The sequence below is a fragment of the Enterococcus sp. C76 genome (assembly GCF_040886985.1).
GTDB classification, from domain to species: domain Bacteria; phylum Bacillota; class Bacilli; order Lactobacillales; family Enterococcaceae; genus Enterococcus_B; species Enterococcus_B lactis.
In genome coordinates, this window is record NZ_JBFOEY010000015.1 from 1 (window position 1) to 24,330 (window position 24,330).

Annotated in this window: 25 protein-coding genes; 6 read left to right on the forward strand and 19 right to left on the reverse strand. The window is 34.5% G+C overall.

Annotated elements, in window-relative coordinates; all coding sequences use genetic code 11:
* The 6 genes from AB3I00_RS13785 to AB3I00_RS13810 form a co-directional block, all read right to left on the reverse strand.
* On the reverse strand, window positions 1-1,905 hold a 1,905-nt coding region (locus AB3I00_RS13785; RefSeq protein WP_368025505.1), incomplete at its 3' end, for an immunoglobulin-like domain-containing protein.
* Between the two features lie 68 nt (window positions 1,906-1,973).
* Window positions 1,974-2,657 carry a CpsD/CapB family tyrosine-protein kinase gene (locus AB3I00_RS13790; protein WP_368025506.1) on the reverse strand — a complete coding sequence of 228 codons (684 nt, stop codon included), beginning with the start codon at window positions 2,655-2,657 and terminating at the stop codon, window positions 1,974-1,976.
* A gap of 17 nt (window positions 2,658-2,674) precedes the next feature.
* Window positions 2,675-3,448: a YveK family protein gene (locus AB3I00_RS13795; RefSeq protein ID WP_368025507.1), complete on the reverse strand. Its 774-nt coding sequence runs from the start codon at window positions 3,446-3,448 to the stop codon at window positions 2,675-2,677.
* A 35-nt stretch (window positions 3,449-3,483) separates the two neighbouring features.
* Window positions 3,484-4,167, reverse strand: a complete 684-nt coding sequence (locus AB3I00_RS13800; RefSeq protein ID WP_104764574.1) for a sugar transferase — start codon at window positions 4,165-4,167, stop codon at window positions 3,484-3,486.
* Window positions 4,168-4,654: 487 nt separating this feature from the next.
* Window positions 4,655-5,353: a hypothetical protein gene (locus AB3I00_RS13805; RefSeq protein ID WP_104764573.1), complete on the reverse strand. Its 699-nt coding sequence runs from the start codon at window positions 5,351-5,353 to the stop codon at window positions 4,655-4,657.
* A gap of 16 nt (window positions 5,354-5,369) precedes the next feature.
* Window positions 5,370-6,623 (reverse strand): O-antigen ligase family protein, encoded by a 1,254-nt coding sequence (locus tag AB3I00_RS13810; RefSeq protein ID WP_104764572.1) that lies wholly within the window; start codon window positions 6,621-6,623, stop codon window positions 5,370-5,372.
* Between the two features lie 198 nt (window positions 6,624-6,821).
* Here AB3I00_RS13810 and AB3I00_RS13815 point away from each other — a divergent pair, with 198 nt between their 5' ends.
* A complete protein-coding gene (locus AB3I00_RS13815) occupies window positions 6,822-8,357 on the forward strand; it encodes a helix-turn-helix domain-containing protein (RefSeq protein WP_368025508.1) in 1,536 nt (511 codons plus the stop codon).
* A gap of 113 nt (window positions 8,358-8,470) precedes the next feature.
* On the opposite strand, the gene AB3I00_RS13820 is transcribed toward AB3I00_RS13815, so the two are convergent.
* From AB3I00_RS13820 to AB3I00_RS13835, 4 genes are all read right to left on the reverse strand, one after another.
* Complete coding sequence (locus tag AB3I00_RS13820) at window positions 8,471-9,244, reverse strand: tyrosine-protein phosphatase (protein WP_368025509.1); 774 nt, start codon at window positions 9,242-9,244, stop codon at window positions 8,471-8,473.
* 60 nt (window positions 9,245-9,304) lie between these two features.
* Window positions 9,305-10,336 carry a glycosyltransferase family 4 protein gene (locus AB3I00_RS13825; RefSeq protein WP_368025510.1) on the reverse strand — a complete coding sequence of 344 codons (1,032 nt, stop codon included), beginning with the start codon at window positions 10,334-10,336 and terminating at the stop codon, window positions 9,305-9,307.
* A gap of 83 nt (window positions 10,337-10,419) precedes the next feature.
* On the reverse strand, window positions 10,420-11,181 hold the full coding sequence (locus AB3I00_RS13830) for a WecB/TagA/CpsF family glycosyltransferase (RefSeq protein WP_368025511.1): 762 nt from the start codon (window positions 11,179-11,181) through the stop codon (window positions 10,420-10,422).
* A gap of 167 nt (window positions 11,182-11,348) precedes the next feature.
* The gene (locus AB3I00_RS13835; protein ID WP_368025512.1) at window positions 11,349-12,557 is read right to left on the reverse strand and encodes a nucleotide sugar dehydrogenase; all 1,209 of its coding nucleotides are present in this window, start codon (window positions 12,555-12,557) and stop codon (window positions 11,349-11,351) included.
* A gap of 1,307 nt (window positions 12,558-13,864) precedes the next feature.
* On the opposite strand from AB3I00_RS13835, the gene AB3I00_RS13840 reads away from it, so the two are divergent.
* The 3 genes from AB3I00_RS13840 to AB3I00_RS13850 all read left to right on the forward strand — a co-directional run bounded on the left by AB3I00_RS13840 (window position 13,865) and on the right by AB3I00_RS13850 (window position 15,546).
* Window positions 13,865-14,626: a formate/nitrite transporter family protein gene (locus AB3I00_RS13840; RefSeq protein ID WP_010732827.1), complete on the forward strand. Its 762-nt coding sequence runs from the start codon at window positions 13,865-13,867 to the stop codon at window positions 14,624-14,626.
* Window positions 14,627-14,989: 363 nt separating this feature from the next.
* Window positions 14,990-15,184: a hypothetical protein gene (locus tag AB3I00_RS13845; RefSeq protein ID WP_002292375.1), complete on the forward strand. Its 195-nt coding sequence runs from the start codon at window positions 14,990-14,992 to the stop codon at window positions 15,182-15,184.
* Between the two features lie 62 nt (window positions 15,185-15,246).
* Complete coding sequence (locus AB3I00_RS13850) at window positions 15,247-15,546, forward strand: hypothetical protein (protein WP_187169556.1); 300 nt, start codon at window positions 15,247-15,249, stop codon at window positions 15,544-15,546.
* Between the two features lie 99 nt (window positions 15,547-15,645).
* On the opposite strand, the gene AB3I00_RS13855 is transcribed toward AB3I00_RS13850, so the two are convergent.
* The 8 genes from AB3I00_RS13855 to ulaG all read right to left on the reverse strand — a co-directional run bounded on the left by AB3I00_RS13855 (window position 15,646) and on the right by ulaG (window position 21,896).
* On the reverse strand, window positions 15,646-16,053 hold the full coding sequence (locus tag AB3I00_RS13855; protein ID WP_368025513.1) for a GNAT family N-acetyltransferase: 408 nt from the start codon (window positions 16,051-16,053) through the stop codon (window positions 15,646-15,648).
* Between the two features lie 233 nt (window positions 16,054-16,286).
* Window positions 16,287-16,997, reverse strand: a complete 711-nt coding sequence (locus AB3I00_RS13860) for an L-ribulose-5-phosphate 4-epimerase (protein ID WP_368025514.1) — start codon at window positions 16,995-16,997, stop codon at window positions 16,287-16,289.
* Window positions 16,987-17,847 carry an L-ribulose-5-phosphate 3-epimerase gene (locus AB3I00_RS13865; RefSeq protein ID WP_024634741.1) on the reverse strand — a complete coding sequence of 287 codons (861 nt, stop codon included), beginning with the start codon at window positions 17,845-17,847 and terminating at the stop codon, window positions 16,987-16,989. Before AB3I00_RS13865 ends, AB3I00_RS13860 begins: the two co-directional genes overlap by 11 nt.
* Window positions 17,848-17,851: 4 nt before the next feature.
* Window positions 17,852-18,490, reverse strand: coding sequence for a 3-keto-L-gulonate-6-phosphate decarboxylase UlaD (locus AB3I00_RS13870; RefSeq protein WP_002315255.1), 639 nt, complete (start codon window positions 18,488-18,490; stop codon window positions 17,852-17,854).
* Between the two features lie 14 nt (window positions 18,491-18,504).
* Window positions 18,505-18,804, reverse strand: coding sequence for a PTS sugar transporter subunit IIB (locus AB3I00_RS13875; RefSeq protein ID WP_002292382.1), 300 nt, complete (start codon window positions 18,802-18,804; stop codon window positions 18,505-18,507).
* Between the two features lie 41 nt (window positions 18,805-18,845).
* The gene (locus AB3I00_RS13880) at window positions 18,846-20,330 is read right to left on the reverse strand and encodes a PTS ascorbate transporter subunit IIC (protein WP_070770666.1); all 1,485 of its coding nucleotides are present in this window, start codon (window positions 20,328-20,330) and stop codon (window positions 18,846-18,848) included.
* Between the two features lie 19 nt (window positions 20,331-20,349).
* The gene (locus tag AB3I00_RS13885) at window positions 20,350-20,811 is read right to left on the reverse strand and encodes a PTS sugar transporter subunit IIA (protein WP_368025515.1); all 462 of its coding nucleotides are present in this window, start codon (window positions 20,809-20,811) and stop codon (window positions 20,350-20,352) included.
* Window positions 20,812-20,828: 17 nt separating this feature from the next.
* Window positions 20,829-21,896 (reverse strand): L-ascorbate 6-phosphate lactonase, encoded by a 1,068-nt coding sequence (gene ulaG, locus AB3I00_RS13890; RefSeq protein WP_086286174.1) that lies wholly within the window; start codon window positions 21,894-21,896, stop codon window positions 20,829-20,831.
* A 217-nt stretch (window positions 21,897-22,113) separates the two neighbouring features.
* Here ulaG and AB3I00_RS13895 point away from each other — a divergent pair, with 217 nt between their 5' ends.
* On the forward strand, window positions 22,114-22,884 hold the full coding sequence (locus AB3I00_RS13895) for a DeoR/GlpR family DNA-binding transcription regulator (RefSeq protein WP_002372906.1): 771 nt from the start codon (window positions 22,114-22,116) through the stop codon (window positions 22,882-22,884).
* Window positions 22,885-22,990: 106 nt separating this feature from the next.
* Here the strand turns inward: AB3I00_RS13895 and AB3I00_RS13900 are convergent, their stop codons facing one another.
* On the reverse strand, window positions 22,991-23,341 hold the full coding sequence (locus tag AB3I00_RS13900; RefSeq protein WP_368025516.1) for a hypothetical protein: 351 nt from the start codon (window positions 23,339-23,341) through the stop codon (window positions 22,991-22,993).
* Between the two features lie 171 nt (window positions 23,342-23,512).
* On the opposite strand from AB3I00_RS13900, the gene AB3I00_RS13905 reads away from it, so the two are divergent.
* Window positions 23,513-24,283, forward strand: coding sequence for a MurR/RpiR family transcriptional regulator (locus tag AB3I00_RS13905; RefSeq protein ID WP_038398821.1), 771 nt, complete (start codon window positions 23,513-23,515; stop codon window positions 24,281-24,283).
* Window positions 24,284-24,330: the final 47 nt, after the last annotated feature.

Consider the following 24,330-nt stretch of genomic DNA (forward strand, 5'->3'; position numbering starts at 1 on the left):
GCTCCCAACATAGAATTTGAATCGACCATTATTGTCAAAGGAGCCGCCCCAAGAACCTGATGTGCCATTGATGAATATATGGGCTTTTTTGACATCACCTGTGTAGGTTCCTGTAATAAATTGGTCTCCAACTGTATACTCATCTGGTGTGATTGTTCCTTGTTTATTATCTATAACGGTTACTGTTTTTCTATCTACTTCTTCGTTATTTTTATTGTAAGCAACTACAACTACATTCGATTTTATGTTGATTAAATCTTTACCTACTGAGAAAGTAAATTTCCCATTATCCATTACTGGATCATTAGAAATAGGATTACCGTCAACATATAGTTTCAGAGAAGAAACTGCTCCTTCATACGTACCTGAAATCAAAGTTCCACCAACAGTATAATCATTTGGATCAATTTTTCCGGCAGTATCATTTACTGTAACTATGATTGTTTTCTTGGCAGTAAGACCTTGACTGTCCTTTACTGTATAAATAACGTTGTACTGACCAGGAATATTCGTATCCACTTGATTAACCGAAACTTCTACTTGATCGGTCAGATCTCCATCTTCTTCGTCAGTAGCAGTAACCCCGTCATATGGATTAAAGAGTTCTCCTTTATCGATAGTTCTATTTTCTGCATGGATAACTGGTGGCTTGTTTTCGCTAACAGTGACGTTAATTGTTTTAGTTGCAAACAAACCATGGCTATCTGTTACTTTATATGTGATAGGATAGGTTCCGACCACATTAGAGTTCACATTACCGTCTGCAATCACAACGTCTTTGGTGATGTCTCCGTCTTCTTCGTCAAAAGCTGAGACACCTTGCATAGCGAAAGCACCCGTGAAATCTTGGCCTAAACTAATTTTACGATCAGAAGCTGTTATGACAGGTTTTTCTGTTCCATAGGCTGGATCGAGCTGATCATATTCCAAATCACATTTATCAGTTTTATTTCCTAAAACCGCCCAATCTAAAATGTTATTATTTGGAGTCCAAGCTGTGGCAAAGTGGTATTTACCATCTATTGAATTTGGAATCCTAATTCCTGTATCGGTAGCAAAACCACCAAGATCAATATCCAATTCAAAGTTGCCATGCAAAACTAAAGATAATACTGTTGTGAATGAAGGGTTTTTAAGCAAGATTGTACTCTTATTTGAATCGACTGTAATATCTGAGCGGTCATATTTTGTCTCTTTAACAACAGGAATATGCAATCCTCTACTTATGTCAACTTTTCCCGATAAATAATCAATAAAACGTGGATCTTGTAACAATGGTTTGAATTCATCAGGTAGTTTCACTTGATAATAAGTATTGTCTTGAACAGCCATACTTAACGTAGAATCTACATGAAACTTAATATTTAATATACCCTCTGTCTTTTTCTCATGGATAACTAATGGCTTACCCGTATTGGTATCTACTGTGGCAGTACCGTTAGCAAGGACATCAATACTTTTTGTTTGAATAGAACTATCTTCTGGTTTCTTCACATCATCAGATGTAACTTTAGTGGATGATTTTTCTGTTTGAGTTGTGGATGTTCCGGTATCAGATGATGCTACTGTACTTGAGGATTGCTCTGTTTGCACTGTTGATGAGTCAGCGCCAGAAGATTCAGATGTACTTGTAGCTCCTTTTGTTTGGGTTGTGGCAGTACTTTTATTTGTTTCTTCACTGGTAGGAATATTGTTTGATTGTTGCGTTGATGACTGAGTACCTCCATTCGTGATTTTTGCTAAAGGATCCTCTGCCAAATTATTTTTTAGTTCTGAAGATTGTTCTCCAGTAGCTTCCGTTTTTTGGGTCTTATTTTCTTCAGCTAATGCTGTTGCTGGTGCTAAGCCTGCATTCAAAAGCATCAAGCTGCTAGCACCGATAGATAGTAATTTTTTGTTTTTCATTGTATTTTCTCCTCTCCTTTACCCATTATGAATTGCTTATTAACCGCCGTATTCATAGATCACCCCCTCTAATACTTGTAATATTTGTACTTTCCATTCCTTGCAGACTTGGCTCCGTTGTAAACGACGCCGATCAAAAATGCTTTTGATCGTTCGAGCAAAAGTTTACATTTCATCAAATTATTCCTTTTTGTTCGATTCTCTCGAACAACTAAGATGACGCCATCTACTTTTGAAGAAAATATTTGTGCATCTGTCACTACTAGTAGTGGTGGGGAATCCACAATAATAAAGTCATATTGTTCTTTTAATAGATCCAAAATTTCATCTAATCGATTAGAACTCAATAGTTCTGATGGATTGGGTGCAATCGGCCCGGCAGGTAGAAAATCAAGATTTTTTATCTGAGTATTTTGAATTGCTTCTTCTGGCAAACGTTCAGGATTACTTAAGAGTGTGCTTAATCCTACTGTCTGACCCGTACGTATGTTGAAGATTTTCCCCGCAGTCGCTCGTCGCAAGTCTCCATCAATCAGTAATACTTTTATATTGGTCTCTGCCATTACAACAGCTAGATTGCTAGCAACAGTCGTCTTTCCTTCTGCTTGTTCTGTAGAGGTAACGAGCACTGTTTTTAGTGGATTGCTTTCAGAGGAAGCAAATTGAATACTTGTTCGAACATTACGATACTGTTCTGTAATTGGTGAAAATCTATTCTCTATAGCAATCAATTTTGTTTCTCGTTCTTTCATTAAATATCACTCCTCATTTAAACTCTTCTTCGTTCTTTTCTGGATATAGAAAGAGTTTCTTCTGAAATATTTCTTTTTAGAAGCTCCTTATCTTTCGTAGTCATTTTCATATCTAAATTAGTGGTATTTGGAATGATCCCTAATGCATTAATATTGAATATATCGTAGATTGCCTGTTCAGATTTAATTGCTTGGTCAAAACTCAATCGTAGTAAAACAAATAACAATCCAAGAGTCAGCCCAACGAATAAACCTAGTACCAAGTTCAATTTGTGATTAGGAGAAATCGGTGAGTTATTTGCTACTGCCTCAGTCGTAATCGAAATGTCACCAGGAATATGACTTTGAGCCAAAGATTCTTTAAATACCTGAGAGCTTGTGTTAGCTATAAAAGCTGCTAAGCTAGGATCATCACTAATTGCTTGAATAGAGAAAAAAAGTGAATCTTGCTGTTGTGACAATGTAACTGCTTCTTTAAGCTGGTTAATAGACATGTTCTGATTTAATTCATTTTTCAACTTTTTTTGTACTTGTCCTAGAACTAGATCACTTGTTACTAGTTCTTTGTATGTCTTGACTAGCTGTAAATTAGCAGTGATCTCATCTGATAGATTTTCTTCTGTGGTTTCTGTTGTAACAATCATTTGTGTTTGTGAGCTGTATTGTGGAGTAATCCAGAAAAAAGAGATAAGTCCTCCAATGATTATTCCTGCTACACCAAAAAAGAGAATAATAGGTATTTTTTCTTTGATTGTTCGAAATAGCAGCGACAAATTGATATTCTCGTCCATAATAGTTTATTGCCTCCAACTGTTTATATATAAGACTAATAGGCCCCGTCTTGTGTAATGATCACTAGTACCGTTTTGATCATTATTTCTATGTCTAGTAAAAAACTTCCTTTATCAATATAAGTTAGATCCAACTCAATCATCTCTTCGAAATGAAGATTATTTCTGCCACTTACTTGCCATAATCCTGTACAACCTGGTTTTACTAGTAATCTTAATCGATGATAGTCAGAATATTGTTCCACTTCCTGTGGCAATGCAGGTCTAGGACCGACAATAGACATATCTCCCTTCAATACATTCAGTAACTGTGGAAATTCATCAATACTAAGCTTTCTTAATACGGAGCCAATGCGAGTCACTCTCGGATCATGTTTCATTTTAAACATTGGTCCCTGAATTTCATTTTCTTCGATTAATTCCGATAATTGATCTTCAGCTCCTACAGACATCGTACGAAATTTGTATAAGATAAACGGCTTCCCCAATAAGCCGATACGAGTTTGACAGAAGAAAATTGGTCCTTTAGGATCATCTATTTTTATGAGTAGAGCGACAAAAATGAAAGGTACAAAAAGAAGTATCAATCCTAAGATACTTACACTAATGTCAATGAATCTTTTCACCCCTCCTAACAAAAAATTAGATGTATTCAGATGGGTCTGCTCATGTATTTCAAATTTTTCATTAGAAGAATCCAAGTCATAAATATCTTTCATTTTTTCACTTCCTAAAAGTTGATCACGTTTTTTTCAAAACTTCGTTAACGAACTCTCTACTAATGACAGGATTATCATAATTCAGAAAACGATTATTGAACCTTCAACTATTTGTCATTTTTTTGAATCTTTTTATGTAAATACTCGTTAGTTAAAATCAGAAAACGTTTCATTCTGTTTTTATCTTTCTATATTTGTATTCTTCATGCTCATTTATTATTTCTACTTATCTTGATTACTACCTGAACCAAAAACTTAACGAATTTTTTTGGTTTTGACCTTTTATTTTAGTAGTTAACCCTTACAATTTTTATGATTAAACATATAATTTTCTCATGTGGATATACAACAATAGCCAGAAAACGAGTGAGTACTGGGTATACTCATTTGTTTCCTGGCTACTTAGAGAAGTTATATTCTTTTATTTATAGTGAATAAACCAATTCTGAACTACCAATAAGTTCAATTAGTTCCTCATTCATTATATTTATATTTTTGATTTGTAAAAATCAATCATTCCTATAATCTCAAATCCTACTAAGGAATCCCCTAGTACTGGGTCTTTTACAAATTTTCTTTCATAAAAATAAAACCAAAAAAATACGGTTGATGTACCAAAAATAAACGCGATAAACAAACAACTAATGATCAGTTTAATAAAGCTTGGAGAACGTCTTGTTTGGAAAGAATCTGTAGATAGTAGAAATATTTTTTTTGGTAATCTCATATCTTGTGCTACTTCAGGAAGATTTTTACTTAGTGCTGTGGCAATCTCTGTACTTCGAAGCGAATCATTTGTTGTAATTGTTATAGTAAATATCTGTGAATCTAAATTACTAGTAACTTTTAAAGAGTCGCGGATGTCATTTGTACTTAACCGCGGATTACTTTTCTGTATCTTTTGTATAAGTAGATCACTTTTCACTATTTCTTTATAGGTGTGTATCAATTTAAGATTACTATTAATAATCTCATTTTCTTTTTCAAACTCATCATCTTCCGCATTGGTTGTTCCTTGTGCGCTAATTTCAGTGACAGGTATCAAAAATGCGACTTGGTTACTGTATTGAAACCCCCTCATAGAAATGAAGACACCGCAAAGAACTATAATATACAATAGCATTGTTATTTGAATGATTTTCTTTCGAGACCAAAGAAAAATCAGAAAGTCCTTAAATGAATACATGAGAGAATTCTCCTCCTTACCAAGATGATCTGTTCTTTTGTATAAGCTGAGTGAACAAACCGACAAAACCTAAAACTGTCGCAGATAACGCAGAGAAAAAGACATGTCCGACAAAAAAACTATAAATTATTGTAAAAAACAACAAAAATAAACAAAATTTATTCGTAAACTTATAATTTGATAGTTGAAAATAATAAAAAATGACCATTAGAAGAATCACTGTTCCAATGATGCCATAAGAAAAAAACATATCGAAAAAGTCCATTTCTATTAAACCACCCTTTCTTTCATACCAGTTCCGACGATTTTCAAAACCTGAACCAAAGAAAAAGGTGTAATGATTATTTGGATCCTGTAGGTATTGTGTAATAGCATCTTTTAAATATACATTTCTAGAACTTAATAATAGTCTTGTCCAATCATCTTGGTAAAGTACTTTAAAGTAAGTAAAACGTGCGATAACACTTGATAATGATTCCATTAATATTTCTTTTCCTTTTAAAAAGAATAAAAACAGCATGGTTAATAGAAACTCAAAAATGAAGAACTGACCATACAGCGTTTTACTTCTATAGTACCTAAGAAAATAAAAAATCAGATAGCAAGAATAAACAGCACCTGTCAATAATCCAGACTTCGTTCCTAAAAGAACTAAACAATACATATTAAGGAAATAAAGAACCAATAAACTATATTCTAATAATATATTTTTAGCTTGATGACTGAGAAACCAACCAATAAAAAAAACCATAATCAAAAAGGCATAAGTTATGTCGTTTGTAGCATAATAAAATCCTTTGAATCCTGCTGTTCCATCATAAGTACTATTCCCTATACCTAACGCATAAGGTATTACTAAACCACCAATAAGAAAAAGGTCTATCAGTAGAGTAATTATGATCAATTTTTTTATTGAAAAATGGTCTTCAAACTGTTTTGCAAAAATTGGGATGATCAAGCATAATGAAAAGCGAACAACATAAGAAAACTCTTTCACCAATAATGAAAAACTTGTATTGAAAAAAAAGGATTGAATGATACAAATAAACATCAATAAAAAAGGGAGAATTAAAAGCAAAATAGATCGTTTCATCTTTCCTATTTCTGATGATAAAATCCCATAAACAATGTATAAAATAAGACAAACTCGGTAAATCGTTCCTAGTGGGATATTATAGCCATATGTAATAAACATTCCATTGAAGGTATCTACTAAGGGAAATATCACTATCAAAGCTAAAAAAATATTTGTTTTTACTCGGTTTCCCAATGTATTTCTCCTCTCTAAAATGATTCTATGCTTCTAGCTCAACATAGAATAGGATAATACAAATACTCAGTTGTCAATCATCATAATTTGTACATTTTATGTGTGTATTTGACGAGTGGTTTTCTTTCTTTAGTGATATAATTAGGCTTCTTAAATATCAGGAACCATGTTTACCATCAAAGGAGTGTTGGATAAAGTATGCTTCAAATTAGTCAAATCGTAGATTTATTTGGTAAAGAGACATCTATAAAAATTGAAATTCTTTCCTATTTAAAGAAAAAAAAGAATTGGGTGTTATTAGATGAACTCTCTTCAGAATTGAATATGACTACCCGAACACTTACAAAATATCTCACTTTTATTGAAGAAGATATTCATTCTTTCTCTCTTGATAATGAGATTCAATTGGAGCATTATGGAAACAAGGGCTACTTTTTACACTATGATTTTGCTCCTGCTTTGGAAAATTTATATTTCAAAATGATTAAATCAACTATTCACTATCAAATTTTGATACAAATTTTCTTTTCAAGTAATACTTCAATCATTCAGTTTTCTCAGGAAAATTATATCAGTGAGGCCTCTTTATGGCGGATCATAAATGACTTTCGGAAAAGATTGGCACCAAGGGGAATATCAATTGAGCGCAGATCATTAGAATTAACTGGTAATGAGTACCAAATACGCAGATTTACATTTCTATTGTTATTTACCTCATATATGAAAGGTGAATGGTTGTATAGTGAAACCACAAAGTTAATCACTGAAAAAATAATGGAGAGAATGGTGAAATTTTTTCATTTGAGTCTATCAGATTTTCAATACAAAGATCTGTTCTGTATGATTGCGGTAATGATTGAACGAACAAAAACAGGTGAAATAATTGTTTTAAGCAAAGAATTGCTAGAAGAAATTGATGGAAATGATCTGTTTGATACATTTTTCAATTATTTGAATGGTGCTCTACCAAAGAAAATGGAACAACGAGATGAAGTTGGTTTTTTATACCTTTATCTTTTTACGAAAGATGTTGTATTTAATGATACGTTTATTTGGAATAAATTTTTAGCTTTCCATCATAAGCGAAAAACAGAGTTGTATCAATCAGTTGAAGCTTTTAAAAGAATCTATATTTATGAGCAAAACTACTCTGTTTCAAAAGATGACTTGAGCATCATCAACAAGAGTTTGTACAGTACCCATTTATATTGCCAACTATTTGGAAACGTCAATTCTACTCAATCAGACATTATACTTGACCCTAGGATATACACCCATGAATCTGTTTCTGCGGAATTAAAAAAAAGAACGATAGACCTAATTGATTCATTATACGAAGAAACAAAATTTGCTATTTTCAAAGAAACAAACTATTTAATGTCTATTTATCCGATATTACTTAAAATGATTGTCCCAATTCAAAAAATAGAAGCATCTTTCAAAATACTTTTTATATCAGATTTATCAAATTTAGCAGAACTTTATTTGATAAGAACGATTAAGAATGAATTTAAGGGCGTGTTCAAACTAGAAATCTATACACACTACGATTCTTTACATGAAATTCATTCTCTAGACCTTTTAATCTCTACAAAAAAAGCAAGTATATCTGAATTTTCTTCAGTTCCTACTATAGTTATACCCAAAGATCCGACGAGGCTTGACTTTTATATCTTAGAAATGAAGATACGCGAAATCATGCGTAATAAAAAAGCAGAACACTCATCAAATTAATATCACTCTTTAACTACTAAGGAGAGTAAAAGCTAAGACAAGCTGCCGCTTTTTCTCTCCTTTTAGAGTTGCTAAATTCAGCATTCATTCATACATAGAAGCATTACCAATCACTAATTAGTTGACAAATAAAAAAAACGATGACGCTTGATTTTTTGAAAATCTGGACGTTGTACCGTATCTCCATTCAATAAATCTTTTGTCATCTGCTTCATTGCATCAACATATTCGATTCCCCATGTCTTTTCAATTTCTTGATATGCTTCCTTTAAATAAAAGCCTCGATCTTGGATACTATGTGCATCAGAAGCGACCATATAGATCATTCTATTTTCCAGCATGAGTTTTGCTACTTTTTGGATTTTTTTACCAAAAAAAACCACAAGACTAGGAGCTGTTAACTGTGTCAAAGCCCCCATTTCTAAATAGGGAATCAGCCGATTGGGATCTTTTGCAAAAACTGCATTTCGCTCTGGATGTACAATCACAGGAGTATGCCCTCTTTCAATCAGTTGAAAAAATAACTTTTCAGAATAAGAGGGCACTTCCATTGTAGGAAATTCAATTAGCAAATATTGATTATTCAGGTCTGTAAATAAAATATTTTTAGATTCGATGTCTTCTATCAATTTCCAAGTCAAACGTATCTCTTGACCTTCGAATAAAGTTAACTCAATTCCTCGTTGATCGAATTCGTGCTGTAAATTTTGTACCAACGGGATGACTTTACGAGCAGGATTACAAAATTGTCCATTGTTGTGATGTGGGGTGCACAAAATATGAGTAATCCCTTGCTTGATCGCTTCGTGTGCCATCTCTATACTTTTATCAAGTGTTTCTGGACCGTCGTCTATACCTGGAAGTATATGACAATGTAAATCGATCATAACTTTCACTCCATTCGTTTTTTAGTATTTACTAGTAGATTTATTCTACCTAAAAATGATTTAATCATTCGCTACCAGTAGCGATTCATATATAATACACCACTTCTCAATATATTTATCCATACTAAACATGTCACTGATCGTATCAGTAGCGTTTTTTGAGATTTTTAATTTTTCAGCATCATCTAAATCCATATAACCTAAGATAGTTTCTGCCATCTTCTTAATATGACCCGGCTTAGTAATAAAACCATTTATTCCCTCATTTATGACTGTTGATAGTCCTCCTACATCTGTGGTTAGATTGGGAATTCCAGCACTCATCGTTTCTAAAACAGCCATAGGTAATCCTTCATGATAAGAAGGTAAGAAGTGAAGAGCAGTGTCCAGAAATCGTTGCTCCTTTCCTTCTTCATCTAACCATTTTTTTATATGCACATTTGGTATATCCTCCGCTTCTTTTTCTAACTTTTCAACCTCCCCATCACCGTATAGATAGAAATTTATATCAGGTCGTTCTTTATATACTAGTTCTGCAACCTTCAATATATCGTAAGAGCCTTTTCGCTTACCTATTCTGCCCAAAGTCACTATATTTTTTGAATAAAGATTGTAATTGTTTGTATCGTTCACTTTTACGGCATTATTTATAGATATCACTTTTGTATCAGTAATATTGGTATAATATTCTTTCCAGCTTTCTGATACAGCCACAATTAAATCTGCTTTATCCAAAATACTTTTGATAAAGCATTTCTCTATGTGATTTGATTCTTCATAAAATTCATCAAAACTTGAAGCATGTATATGGAAAACTGTTTTTACAGATTTGGGTGTATGTAAAAGTAAAAGACCTTTTCTATAAAAACTGCCATTTTGAGCCACGTGAAAATGAACAATATCGATTTTTTCACGTTTAATTACTTTTCTTATGTTGAAAAAATTTTTCAGAAATGGTTTATTTCGATTATTTTCTTGCCAATTATTCATCAATAGAACTTCATAATTTTTTTTAGCTTCATATATATTTCTAATAACAGTAGAAATCCCTCCTAGAGAATCTTTACTAGGGCCCACCATCAAAACTTTCATATTATTTCCTCCAATATCGTTGCGTTATTTATAAGTATAATTATTCATTCACAGAGAACTTCTCATGCGATAAAATTCGCCGCTTACTCCTTTATTTGATTCTTAAGTAGTGATTTCCTTTTTTCTGCAATTACGTGACCGATAAATTCTAAGTTTCCAAAAAAATACCGTTTGAACATTTTGTGAGGTTCTTGGATAAATCGATAAAACCATTCTAAACCCATTTTTTGGAAAAACTTAGGCGCTCTTTTTACTTTTCCCGCAACAACATCGAAGCTTCCACCTACTCCAATCAGTAATGGTACATTTAACGATTCTTTATATTTATCTAACCAATATTCTTTATCTGGAGAAGGAATAGCTAAAAATAGGATATCAGCTGAAGAATCAGCGATTTCTTTAACTATTTCTTCTGATTTCTCTTTATCGAAGTAACCATTCCTATAACCAGCAATCTGCAATTCCGGATAATCTTTTTTATGCTTAGCAATAACTTTTTCTACTACATCTTGTGTAGCGCCTAAATAAAAGACACGAAACCCAGCATTAGCAGCAACTTCCACCAATTTTTCAAAAAGATCAATTCCTGTGACTCTCTCAGGGACTACGTGATTGAACAAACGGTCGGCCCAGACAACTGATTGTCCATCCGCATTTATAATGCCACATCCCTCAATTATTTTTTTCAACTTCTCATCTTTATACATTAAATTAATTTTATTTGCATTTAGTACAACATGTTGAGTAACTTGACGTTTTTTTATCACTTCGATCATCTTTTCGATCGTTTCATCGAAAGTAAAGGCATCTACAGACGTACCTAATAGTTTTACCCTTTTGTCCATTTTAGTATCATCCTCTTCTATCCCAATTCTTCAATTTTAAAAAAAAACGGACTTAATTTTAATCTTATTATTCCTAATATAAACTTAAGGAATTAGATATCATTTTTTTATTTGTTCGCAACTTATACTCGGAATTCATCAACTCTTGGATCCTTCCCTTTTCCATTCTATAAATGAACGACATTATCCATCGTTCCAACCGGGTCGATCAAAACGACCTTTTTTTGTTCGAATAGCTCCATAAAGTCAAACAGTTGGCGATGTTTGTTCATCACTAACACGACATCGACAGTATCAAGGAATTCGATAAGATCAAAGGATTGATTGGCGACGATTTTTTTATCTACTAAAGGATCATAAAAAACAATTGATTCTTTTTGTTGCGTCTTCATATAGTTATACATTTGGAGGCTTGGACTTTCTCGGACGTCTCCTACATTATTTTTATAGGATAATCCATAGACACCTAGCGTTTTTCCAGGATAACATTGATTCATCAAGTGGATCGTCCGATCAAAAATTGTCTTAGGGACCTGATCATTTACTTCTCGCGCTTGTCTAATCAGCTTGGCTGTTTCTGGATAATCTCCTACTAAAAACCAAGGGTCAACAGAAATACAGTGTCCACCTACACCTGTTCCTGGAGTTAAAATATTGACTCTTGGGTGTTTGTTTGCAATATCAATCACCTCAAAAACATCTAAGTCTTCCTGATCGCAGATTTGTTTTAGTTCATTGGCGAAAGCGATATTAACATCCCTGAAAGTATTCTCAACTACTTTCGTTAATTCAGCTGCTTTTATGGACGTAAGCATAAATTCTCCATCACAAAAGCTTTGATAAATTTTTTTCACTTTCTCAGCTACTTCAATAGTATCTGCCCCGATCGTTCTAGCATTATTCTTCAATTCATATAAAATATTTCCAGGTAAAATCCGTTCGGGCGCATGGCAAAGTTCGACCGCTTTATCCTTGAATACTGGCCGGACATAACGATCAATCGTTTTGGGTGATATCGTCGATTCTATAATGATCAAAGCTCCTTCTTTGCATTTTTCATGGATTGAAGTGACAGCAGATATCAAATAAGCAGGATCGATTTTTTTCGTTGCTTTATCGAATGGTGTTGGAACCGCCACAATATAGATGTCTGCAACCTGATATTCAGTTGTAAAAGTGATCCCATTCACCAAAGCTTTTTCATATAATTCATTCATCCCATATTCCTCAAATAGTGTGTTTCCAGTATTAAGCTGATTGATCAACTGTTGATTTTTATCTGTTCCAATGATTTTATACCCTGAATTTTGCAACATTAAAGCTGCAGGTAACCCGACATATCCTAAACCGATAAAGTTGATTACATTGTTTTCCATGTCAAAACTCCTATCCTATTTGTTCTCTAGTTAATGTAGACAATAGGATATCATCAAAACTATCTTAGCTGCTTTCAAAAAAAGCTGTGTATCTACCATGTTTTGAAAGGTAACTTGTTCTTATCATTCTTTTTCTTTGACTTTTTGTCTACTCACGGAAAATAAGAAACAAAAAGACAACGAAATCGATTACATTCAATCCAGATGGTAAAGATGATGTTTTCTATAAATGGTTTCTTCAAAATTACTTTCCAGCTGACTCTGCAATCTTAATGTTTTATCATTTGGCAAATCAGACTAGTCCAATTCATATGGCTAATTCACTTAAAGAGTTCGTTCCAATATCAGGTGCCTTCAATATGACAGATAAACTTTCTGATTTTCAAGTTCCATTTGTCCTCAAAGCGTTGAGCGGTCTTAGATACGCCAAAGGCTATTTTAATGATGTATTTGAGGAAACGATACAGTTTATTGATGATCCTCTGATATAGACAACCTTTTTTATATACTTCCTATCAAGAACATATTAATCAGTAGATAATCTGAAGATAAAAACAATTAAACACGAAAAATTATTAATATACACCCGCTATTAGTTCTGAAATCTAACTTTTGGGAATTGCAATCTACTATTTTTCGTGTCTTTTTCATTTAATAACAATATTGCATATTGAAAAATCATTGATTTTCGGTTCGTCTTATTATTTATATTTTTTACCGCTCTACCTTTCAAAGTACTACGTTATTTCTTTTTATTAACGAAAAAATAAGAGCACTAAACAGACCAAAATAGTTATGACCCTCAACGCGGGAGTAAACAGCAAGGCTATCATTAAATTAGCAAGTTCTCTGACGATTGAGGAATTTGATTCATATAATACGAATAAAGGTTCTGCAAATAAATTCACATGTCTATAAACAAATTCTGTAAATAAATATGCAGATAGCCCTAAACCAATTATGGTGATATTTTTTTTAGATTTTGACATTTTTTATCTCCTATAATATTTTTTTCAGTTATTCATTTCCTTTTTTATAAAAAATGTAGATTGTTTTAAAGTAATATATGCTGTAGTTTCAAGAAAATTTACAGGAAATTTGATAACTGATATTATTTACTTTTTGACCACCATATACATAACTTTTATTTTTGTTTCTTTTTTAGAATCCAATGTGATTAAATAAAAATTTTTACAATAATATGCACATATAAATAATAAGATGATATAATCAACAAGAAAAATGTGAATTTTTTCACTATATTTTATCACATGAAAATTCATTAAGAAAGTAGGCGTCGAAGTATCATGCACACACCAGAAGAAATTATGGAAATCAGTATTCATCTTGGAGCAAAAAAAATACAAAAACCTATCTTAGCTAAACTGATTTTAGGGTTTATCGGAGGAGCCATGATTTCTCTAGGTTATTTGGCATACGTACGTGTCTCTGCTTCTATCCCAGAATCTATGGCTAGCTTGACTAGTTTAGTTGGTGCCTCGGTTTTCCCTATCGGTCTGCTGGTCATCCTTCTTGGCGGTGGTGAATTGATCACCGGAAATATGATGGCTGTGGCGATTGCCTTTATGGATAAAAAAGTCACATTCTTACAGTTGGTTAAAAATTGGTCTGTGATTACTTTTGCAAATATTATTGGGGCAATTTTCGTAGCCTACTTCTTTGGACACTTTGTTGGTCTAACTCATTCAGGTGTCTATCTCGACCAAGTGATTCATATTGCTGATCATAAAATCGCTGTTTCTTGGTGGCAAGCATTAGGGTCTGGAATAGGTTGTAATTGGTTTGTTGGTTTAGCGTTATGGTTATCATATGGGGCAAAAGATGCGGCCGGCAAAGTATTAACGATTTGGTTTCCAGTCATGATTTTTGTGGCAATCGGTTTCCAACATAGTGTGGCCAACTGTTTTGTGATACCTGCTGCCATATTTGAAGGTCAAGCGACTTGGTTAGAATTTCTCTCGAATTTTATCCCCGTTTATATTGGAAATATCATTGGCGGAGCTATTTTTGTTTCAGGTTTTTATTACGTTAGTTACAAGCATCATTGAAAGAGCGTGGGACAAAAGTAAAGAACACTTTTGTTTCACGATCTAAACACGTATAAACGGCGGAAGCAGAAGCAACTCCTTCGGAAATAAGCTGAAATTCACAAAAATTTGAAAAGCAATTTTCATGAATTCCTTCTTATTTCTTGGAGTTAAACGCTTCTGTCCCAGCCTCTCTTTTTATATACTATTTATATTTTAAGAACTATAGCTTTTTATTATATGTATTATTCAAATTAGTTATATCGAGTGAAAAAAACTTTCAAATTGATTCTTTTTATTTATCATAAAGATATAGATACATAATCATTTTCGCTTACATATATTTGAATATGAACTAAAAACAGCAAGAAAGAAGATGATCAAATGTATTATGTAGAAGTAAAAACAAAAGGTGTCAAAAATAAACAATATGTGAAAGGCATGAGTAATGAGTATCCTTTACTTGGTTCATGGAAAGAAGCAGCACCTTTTTCCAAACCATGTGCCATAAAAATAAAGAGCGAGCTGGAAAAAGAACTGACTTGCGGCAAAGCAGTTGTAACCATCATCGAAAAGTAACAGTGCAAAAACTAATGAATGACTTATTCCAACACTTAAGCCGTATAGAAAGGAAGCAAAATATGGATTATACTGTTGAGTTTGACAGTGAACTATTGGAACAATTTCCGCAAGAGGTACATCTCGCATACAAAAAAACTATTTCTAAAAAAGTCATAGAGCATGTAGACCATAATTTTTTTCGTATAAAACCAGTACGAACACGCTCGGCAAAGGGAATATATGAAATGAAAGTCAATATTGATAAAAAAAATTATCGTATAGCATTTACTTTTAAAAAAAATCATGTATTCATTTTTTATATTAGTCCAAATGTACAAAAAATAGTATTTGATAAAGAAGTGAATAAAAAAATAAGATAGACGAGGATTGGAGGATGGATTGAATGATACTTGAATCTATCCTCCCGTTTTTTTCTTTTTACGTTATACATAGTATTTGTCATTACCAAAAAGTCCCTCTTATCTTCTAGTATCCTTTATATAAGAAACACCATCCATTTCTTTTACTTGAACAAATCCTACTGATTCATAAAATTTTTTTGTTTTCTCAGTATCATCTGTCAATAATTCGATTTGGATTGGTCCATAACTGGTGATCTTCTCCAAAGCTTCATTCAAAAGCGCTTTGCCTATTCCTTGGCGCTGATACCTCGGATGAATGAGGATATCTTGAATAAATGCGATCGTCGCAAAATCAGTGATCCAACGAACGATTCCGATAATCTTCCCTTCCCCATTACGCTTTATCAGAGATTCAGATTGTTCAAATGCTCTAGCTAACCTTGCAGTGTCTTTTGTGTAATTCGTCCAACCAACGCTCTTATATAATTCAGAAATCTCATCGATCATAAGGGAATCAACATTCATTTTTTTCTTCCTTTCTTATAGTATTTCTTCATTTAATGATACAATTCTTTGACTATTTAATCTATCACATATAACTCTACTATAAAGATTCTCTCGATTCCTTAAAATTCCTCTTTCCTTTTAGAATGCATCCTTTTTGATAAATAAAAAAGGTTGTGATAAATTTTCTTCACAACCTCTGTTTCTCTCTATCAAGTATTATCTTTTAATTTTCTACCCTTACCCTAGCATCTCTATTGCCCATAGTATGCATGCTTTCCGTGTTTTCGAAAATAATGTTTATCTAGCAAATATTGTGGGATTTCACATATATTTGGGTTGATCAACTCGTTTTCTTTAGCCATCAAACAAATTTCATCTAAAATCAGGCTATTTTCTACTGCTTCCATAGGTGAGTGCCCCCAAGTGAATGGTCCATGTCCATAGACAAGTACTCCAGGGACTTCGTTTGGCTCTAATTTTCTTTCCTTAAACGTCTCGACAATCACATTCCCTGTATGAACTTCGTAAGCTTCTTTTACTTCTTCTTTCGTCAATTGGCGTGTACAAGGAATCTTTCCATAAAAAGCATCAGCATGGGTCGTGCCATAAGCTGGCAAATCTCGGCCTGCTTGCGCCCACATGACAGAGTGAGTAGAATGAGTATGAGTAACAGCAGTTACATCTTCAAAAGCTTTGTATAAAACAACATGGGTAGGCAGATCTGAAGATGGTTTTAAGCTGTCTTCTTCTATTATATTTCCTGACAAATCTGTTACAACCATTTGATCTGCTTGCATGCGTTCATATCGGACACCGCTTGGCTTAATAACGATGACTCCTAGCTCACGGTCCACTTCACTCACATTGCCCCAAGTCAATTTGACTAATCCGTATTGCGGCAATGCCAGATTTGCTTCAAAGACACGTTGCTTCATTGCTGCAATTCTTTCTTCACAAGACATCATAACCAGCCTCCTTCAATTTAGAACTTAAGTAGTCTTTTGCCTGCTGGATTTCTCTTCGAAAGTCTTGACTTTTTTCACTCCACATTTCGATCAGGAATGTTCCATCATAATCTAAACGTTTCAAATGTCTCAATAATCCAAGAAAGTCAACGCATCCGTTACCAAAAGGAACATCACGAAACTGGCCTGAATATTCTTTTGTTACAGGATACGTGTCTTTTAAGTGGATAGCAGTGATATAATCGATCCCTTTCTCAAGTTCTCGAGCCGGATTATTTTCCGGCCATGCGGACAAATTGCCTAGGTCTGGATATACTTGTAGAAAAGGGGAATGAATCTGTTCTTTGATTTCTAAAAATTTTGAAATGGAGTTCATAAATGGATCATCCATGATTTCCACGGAAAGAATGATGCCATATTTAGAAGCTTCCTTTACGCTTTCTTTTATTCCTTCGATAAAGTCTTCTCTGGAATTCATTGATTTCTCTTCATAATAAACATCGTATCCAGCTATTTGGATTACTTTGACGCTTAGATTATGCGCCAAATGGATTGCTTTTTTCATTAGTTGTTTCGCTGCTTTTTTCTTTTCTGGATCAGCAGAACCAAATGGAAATCGCCGATGCGCACTTAAACAAATCGAATGGATACGTACTCCAGAGCTAAACATCTCTTCTCTCAGCTCAGCTATCTTTTTTTCAGACCAATCTAATCGTGCTAACCGCTCATCCGTCTCATCAATCGACATCTCGATAAAATCGAAGTCCATTTCTTTTACAAGGGAAAAACGTTCTTTCCATGAAATATCTTTGGGTAATGCTTTTTCATAAATCCCGATTTGAGCCATTTCCTTACCCCCAGATACGAATGATCTCATCTTTGAAACATTGTGCAGCCTTCATTGGATCTTCTGCTGCTGTAATCCCCCGACCCGCGATAAAGGTATACACATCGATTCCTTCAAACAATTGTAATGTGTTTGGATTTAATCCACCAGTTACAGAAACATTGAAGCCTAGTTCAATCAGTTTGCTGACCTTCGACAAATCTTTTTCACCCCAAGCTTCACCAGATAAGAGTGCATCACGGCTTTGGTGGTAGATTACCTGTCGGATTCCGATGTTATACCAATCCTTGGCTTGCTCAAAAGTCCAATTGCCATAGAGTTCTACTTGTAATTCGCCTATCTCTTTTTGTGCTGCCTTCATCGTTGGCATTGTTGCACAGCAAATGACTGTCATCCAATCTGCTCCTGCATTAGCCACATTTCTTGCTACTGTTCCTCCAGCATCTGCACATTTCGTATCAGCGACCAGTTTTTTGTCTGGAAATATACTGTGAATACAGCGAATCGCTTTTTGTCCTTCCTGTAAGCAAAGGATCGTTCCTACTTCAATAATATCTACTACATCACCGACTTTCATAACATCGCCTAATGCATGTTCTAAATCATTGTGATCTAACGCAATTTGTAGATTCGGCCTGCTCATCTTGGTTCCTTCTTTCACTTGTTTTTTTGATACCATGTTGTTTCAGCAAATTTTTCACTGATTTCTTTGGCGGACATCACATTTTTGATACCGATAACTGTAACGCCTTTTTTCTCTGCCTGAGTAAACATATTCAAAAAATTGACTGGTGTAAAAACGACATCATATTGACTGGCTGAGCTTTTTCCCTCTGAAATAGCACAATGATGAATCTTGGTAATTGGTATATTTAGTTCTTTCATTGCTTTTTCTACACTTCTCATCATCATCAAGCTGGTTCCTGATCCATTTGCACACGATACTAAAATTCTCATCCTAATCCCTCCATTATGAGTGTTGTCTAATCAGATTTCTTTTATGCTTTCTGCTTTTCTGCATATTTTTCATAATCTTCTACAATCAAGAAATACCCCTCAGGATTTTTCCGATATTGTAACTGCGGAATAGCCAATAGACCAATGACGACTACGGCGATTCCAGCATAACCTAGGACTTTCATGACTACTGTAAATAATGGCCAAGCTGTCGCCCAATCGAACATCCCGATATAACCACCGTATGTTGACATCCCGATCCATGTAGCGAATAATGCTGAACCGCCTACTTGTATGATTCCAGAAAGAAATGGGAACAGACAGGCAGCTTTGAATCCACCTCGGTTATTGGCATAAACTGCTATAACAGCATTGTCAAAGAACAATGGAATGAAACCGGCTATAACGATCGTTGGCGATTTCAATAAAATCAGTAAACCAATCATCAAAAACTGGCCCAAAGCACCAAACAAAAATCCAATCGTTACCGCATTTGGCGAACCAAAGCCAAAAGTAGCGGCTACATCAATTCCTGGAACAGCTCCTGGTAAAATCGTGTTTGAGATTCCTTGAAAGGATTGAGTTAGTTCATCGACGAAAGTCCGAACACCTAATTGCAAGATTGCCAGATATACCGCAAAATTCAAGGAAGTCGTCATAATGTAGAATAAGAAACTCTGCCCCTCTTGCATGAATTGTGCTTGAATCAAATAATCTTTGCCTAGTACAAGCAGAATGATCCCAAAGAAAAATAGCATGAGCAACGAAGTAGCAACCATATTCTCATTAAATATCGATAGGAATCCTGGTAATTTGATATCTTCGATTTTCTTGTCTTGCTTGATCGATCGATTTTTCTTTTCATCCCGCTTTTTCATCCATTCAGCTAGCTTAGCAAAAATAAAGATTCCGAACATTTGCTGATGTGCCACCGCAAATCCGGCACCTTCTGTCAATTCCTGCGTGATCCCTACTGTTAAGTTAGAAGCTACTGCCCAATAACACCCTAAAATCAATCCCATAAATATCAATACTTGTATCCTGCCTAGATCAGGAAAGCAAAACAGTAAAATCCAAAAAGCGGTAGCTGCTTGCTGGACCTGAACATTTCCGGTCGTGAAAACGGATCGCAATTTCGTATATCTCTGAAAACGGACTAATAAAATATTTAAAACAAACGCAATCAGTAATAGAATCATCACATCTCCAAAGGTACGGCCAAATGTCTCCATTAATCCAGCATCCACAGCATTTTGTCCAAAATAAGGATCTGTAACCATGGCATCCAAATTGAACCGTTCCTTTAGTCCAACCAAGATTGGTCGAAAATTGTTGACCAAACCACCAGAGCCAACAGTCAAAATAAAGTAGCCAACCGTTGCCTTTAAGAATCCAGCGATGCATTCATGAAGTGGGCGTTTCAGCAAAATATAGCCTAATAACACGATAAAACCAATCAGGTACGCTGGCTGCGTCAAGATATTTGTTGCAAAATACGTCCAAATGCTTAACAAAAATTCCCCCATCTTTTTTCTCCTCTATCAATTAATTATATTCCGCCATCACAACTTGGTAATCATCGATGGAGTTCGTAGAGATGAGACGCTCAACCAATCCATCTGTCATTAATAATTCGGATAATTTTTGGATATTTTCTAGGTGTTCTTCTGGATTTTTTGCTGCGAGTGTAAAAAACAAACTGGCCGTTTTCTCCTCATTCTCCCCTTCACTTTCAAAACGGACTGGCTGCTTCAACTTGGTAAATGAAATAGCCGTTCCAAAAACTCCCTCACTTTTTTCTGAAGAATGTGGCATGGCTACTTGAGGTGCAATCACAATATAAGGTCCATATTTTTCTACACAATGAATGATTTCTTCAATATACGTTTGATCAATGATGTTCTTATCAATCAATACACGACAGCTTTCGGCGATAGCTTCACGCCAATCCGTGATTTCTTTATCTGGGTAATGGATCAATTGATGGTCAAAAAAGTATTTCAGCAAGAAACTTCCCTTCTTTCTTATAAAAACGACGGAAACGGTGTATCATTTTCAATCGAGAAGACATCTTCAAATCCGCGATAAAAATTAAACTCAAGATCATCTTTGTTTGTCGGATAGATGAATTTCCCGCCTACTTGCCAGATATAAGGTTTAAACCCATACTGTAAGCGATCCTTTTTGAATTTCCAAATTTCAGTAATCTCTTTAGGATCAGCCATAAAATTAGACCAAATATCGTAGTGGACAGGAATCACTACTTTTGCATTCAATGACTCCGCCATGCGCAGCATATCAACAGAAGTAACTTTGTCTGTTATCCCTCGTGGGTTTTCACCGTAGGCTCCTAAGCAGACATCGATTTTGTGGTCATTGCCATGTTTGGCAAATAAATTGGAATAATGTGAATCTCCTGCGTGATAAAGAGTACCTCCTGATGTTTCGAATAAATAATTTACTGCTATTTGATCCATCTCCTGAGGCATTTTTCCTTTCAATACTTCTTCCGGATCTCCACAAGTAACCAACGCTGTCCGATCAAACGCTTCTAAAGCTACTACATTGATATCTTTGATTTTGACCGCATCACCTGGTTTCACGATAATCGTTTTTTCTTCAGGGATCCCCCATTTTTGCCACGTGTGAACCACTTCTTTTGGTCCAATGAATATTGCTTCAGGACAATTTTGATGAACGGCTGCAGCTGTGTGGATATCTAGATGATCGGAATGGATGTGTGTGACGATTAAAGCGTCTACATTTTTTATTTCAAAAGGATCGATTACGAAAGGCTGAGTCCGTAAGTTAGGCTGCATCTTTTGAACACCGCTCATACGCATCATCTGATGCCCTTTTTTCATCATGCCATTTCCATGACTGCGTTTTCCCGTTCCACACCATAGATCACATAAGATATTCGTTCCTTCATGACTTTTCAGCCAAATTCCCGTACAGCCTAGCCACCACATAGCAAAAGTTCCAGGTTCCACTACCTCTGATTCGATTTCCTCGTTCAAATACGTACCCCATTCTGGAAATGTTTCTAATATCCACTTTTCTTTTGTCACTTCATTCACCGTTTTGCTCATTTGCTTGCTCCCCCCATATCATTCTTACGACTTACAAGTAAATCTTAATGCGTAACCGCATGCGTGAAAACCCTTTTATATGACTGTTTGTCTTTTATATGATTTTCTTTTAAAGGTTAATGATCGTTTCAGTATAATAAAGACAGATATGAATATTTAAATGAACAACCAATCAAATAAATCCATGGATCAAGGTGACCTTCAGGAGGCAACAGTCATGAAAAACTCACTTGTCAATATTGAAAAACGGCAAAAAGATATTTTGGAACTACTTCAGCAAACCGAACAATTGTCAACTTTTGAATTAGCTGAATCTCTGGATGTATCTATTAGTACGATACGCAGAGATTTAAATTTATTAGAAGAAAAAAACGAGATCATCCGCAATTACGGTTATTGTTCTTATAATTACAAAAACCAGACTGATTTTGATCAATCTGGTCCTGAAAGGATTAAACAAGCGATTGCCAGAGAAGCTAGTAAATACATTAGCGATTATGATACATTGTTTATTAATTCTAGCTCGACTGCATTGAAAACACTGGATTTTCTTCAATCTAACCATTTGACCGTCGTTACAAACAACGTAAAAATCAACTATTCTCCTCACAAAGATAATTGCAGTTATATTTTAACTGGCGGAGAGATGCGCTTTCCAAAAGAAGCACTGGTGGGCGATATCGCATTAAATACGATTTCTTCAATCAATGCAGACATTTGTATCATTGGTTGCAGCGGAGTCGATGTCGCACATGGGGTCACAACGAAAATATTGAATGAATCAACAATCAATGAAATGATGATCAACCAGACAATCAAATGCAAGATTCTAGTTGCTGATCATCGAAAAATCGGACTGACATCAAAGTTCAAGATTGCTGATATTTCAGTCTTTGATTATTTGATCACTGATAAATTTTGCTCTGAAAAAGTATTAGACGAGATCAAGAATACGGGGACAAAAATCATCCAAGTAGATTCATTTTAAGAATTATGTTTGTTTGCGTAAAAAACTCTGCTACATTCAAAATTATCATTTGAACATAGCAGAGACTTCTTAAAACGCTAAAATGGTGGAACAATCAAAATTTGATTTAATCAACCATTTTACTAACTATTTTCTCCACATCCAAAGTTCCATATTCTTCCTTAGATATCACGAAAACAGGTATTTCAGGGAACTGACTTTCTATTTTATCTTTTGCGTATCCAAGTAAAGGAGTGAGCAATAAGATGTCTGCTCTCTTTGCTTCTTTGTCTATTTGGCTAGAATCATAGACTTTGACTGACACATTTTTTTGCGCTTTTTGAAAGAAATGTGTCAATTTTCTTTCTAAACGTTGCGTTTGCAAAAGTCCATCAGAAGAAATCAAACTGAATGACATATCGAAAAGAAAGATCTTCTTTGGACTTTGTTCAGCAATCATGGGCTTGTTAAGATTCATTGGTTACCTTCGTCTCTTTTATCTTTAGATCATCCCAGTATTTTAACTAACTTTTATTATATATACATTTTCATGAAAGCGCTATATAATAAGTTAGATTATTATCTAAACTCAACAGAGATATTTGTTTACGAATGCTATTTTTGTTAAATATTGAAAGGAGTACCGTCCATGTTAAGCAATAGTTTGATTGCTTTACTAGAAAAGAAGCGTTCCTCGTTAAGTAAAATCGAAAATGAAATATTGGATTATATATTCCTCCATTTATCCGATATTGGAACGAAAACGATTTATGAAGTATCTGATGATTTATTTGTCTCAACTGCTACTATCTCCCGAACGGCTAAACATTTAGGCTATCAAGGTTTTAAAGAGTTGAAATACGCCATTGATCAATCCATTCATGTAGAGGAACAGGAAGGAAATAGCCAAAGCTTTCAAACAATCACGAACCAGATCACTTCAAATGTCACAGAAACGTTCCATCAAATGAGCGAAGAAAAGGCCAAACAAATGATGACATTGATCCATCAATCGAATACTATTGAAGTTTTTGGATTAGGAGGAAGCTTCCCTATTTGTACAGATTTTGCTCGAAAACTGACTTTTTTAGGAAAAAAAGCATTTGCTCGTTCAGATTGGGATGAACAAGAAGCAGCTGTAAGTAATTTAAATCAGGAAGACTTAGCTATTTTCGTCAGTTTCACAGGAGAAACAAAAGGTATCCTCTCCTATGCCCAGATTGCTCAAAGACAACAAGTCCCTATCATCAGCATTATTTCAACCAAGGGAAGTAACTTGGAAAAATTATCGACGATTTCCTTATATGCAAAGGGAACGACTCGCTATCACCACAGTGTCGATTTAAGTTCAAGAATTTCTGTCATTTGTTTATTTGATACAGTACTCTTGATGTATGCAGACCAAATGAAAAACAATTAGCTATAATTTGTTGCTATTTCTAGTGAAACTGCTTACTCAATCATGTA

Bases quoted from the DNA above. Each gene is read 5' to 3' on its own strand.
- AB3I00_RS13870 (WP_002315255.1), bottom strand. From the start codon at position 18,490: ATGAGCAGGCCGAATCTACAAATTGCGTTAGATCACAATGATTTAGAA.
- AB3I00_RS13830 (WP_368025511.1), bottom strand. From the start codon at position 11,181: ATGGACAAAAGGGTAAAACTATTAGGTACGTCTGTAGATGCCTTTACT.
- AB3I00_RS13805 (WP_104764573.1), bottom strand. From the start codon at position 5,353: ATGTATTCATTTAAGGACTTTCTGATTTTTCTTTGGTCTCGAAAGAAA.
- AB3I00_RS13905 (WP_038398821.1), top strand. From the start codon at position 23,513: ATGTTAAGCAATAGTTTGATTGCTTTACTAGAAAAGAAGCGTTCCTCG.
- AB3I00_RS13855 (WP_368025513.1), bottom strand. From the start codon at position 16,053: ATGAATGTTGATTCCCTTATGATCGATGAGATTTCTGAATTATATAAG.
- AB3I00_RS13845 (WP_002292375.1), top strand. From the start codon at position 14,990: ATGTATTATGTAGAAGTAAAAACAAAAGGTGTCAAAAATAAACAATAT.
- AB3I00_RS13860 (WP_368025514.1), bottom strand. From the start codon at position 16,997: ATGTCTTGTGAAGAAAGAATTGCAGCAATGAAGCAACGTGTCTTTGAA.
- AB3I00_RS13795 (WP_368025507.1), bottom strand. From the start codon at position 3,448: ATGGACGAGAATATCAATTTGTCGCTGCTATTTCGAACAATCAAAGAA.
- AB3I00_RS13865 (WP_024634741.1), bottom strand. From the start codon at position 17,847: ATGGCTCAAATCGGGATTTATGAAAAAGCATTACCCAAAGATATTTCA.
- AB3I00_RS13790 (WP_368025506.1), bottom strand. From the start codon at position 2,657: ATGAAAGAACGAGAAACAAAATTGATTGCTATAGAGAATAGATTTTCA.
- AB3I00_RS13875 (WP_002292382.1), bottom strand. From the start codon at position 18,804: ATGAGAATTTTAGTATCGTGTGCAAATGGATCAGGAACCAGCTTGATG.
- AB3I00_RS13850 (WP_187169556.1), top strand. From the start codon at position 15,247: ATGGATTATACTGTTGAGTTTGACAGTGAACTATTGGAACAATTTCCG.
- AB3I00_RS13820 (WP_368025509.1), bottom strand. From the start codon at position 9,244: ATGATCGATTTACATTGTCATATACTTCCAGGTATAGACGACGGTCCA.
- AB3I00_RS13900 (WP_368025516.1), bottom strand. From the start codon at position 23,341: ATGAATCTTAACAAGCCCATGATTGCTGAACAAAGTCCAAAGAAGATC.
- AB3I00_RS13835 (WP_368025512.1), bottom strand. From the start codon at position 12,557: ATGGAAAACAATGTAATCAACTTTATCGGTTTAGGATATGTCGGGTTA.
- AB3I00_RS13880 (WP_070770666.1), bottom strand. From the start codon at position 20,330: ATGGGGGAATTTTTGTTAAGCATTTGGACGTATTTTGCAACAAATATC.
- ulaG (WP_086286174.1), bottom strand. From the start codon at position 21,896: ATGAGCAAAACGGTGAATGAAGTGACAAAAGAAAAGTGGATATTAGAA.
- AB3I00_RS13840 (WP_010732827.1), top strand. From the start codon at position 13,865: ATGCACACACCAGAAGAAATTATGGAAATCAGTATTCATCTTGGAGCA.
- AB3I00_RS13825 (WP_368025510.1), bottom strand. From the start codon at position 10,336: ATGAAAGTTTTGATGGTGGGCCCTAGTAAAGATTCTCTAGGAGGGATT.
- AB3I00_RS13815 (WP_368025508.1), top strand. From the start codon at position 6,822: ATGCTTCAAATTAGTCAAATCGTAGATTTATTTGGTAAAGAGACATCT.
- AB3I00_RS13800 (WP_104764574.1), bottom strand. From the start codon at position 4,167: ATGAAAGATATTTATGACTTGGATTCTTCTAATGAAAAATTTGAAATA.
- AB3I00_RS13895 (WP_002372906.1), top strand. From the start codon at position 22,114: ATGAAAAACTCACTTGTCAATATTGAAAAACGGCAAAAAGATATTTTG.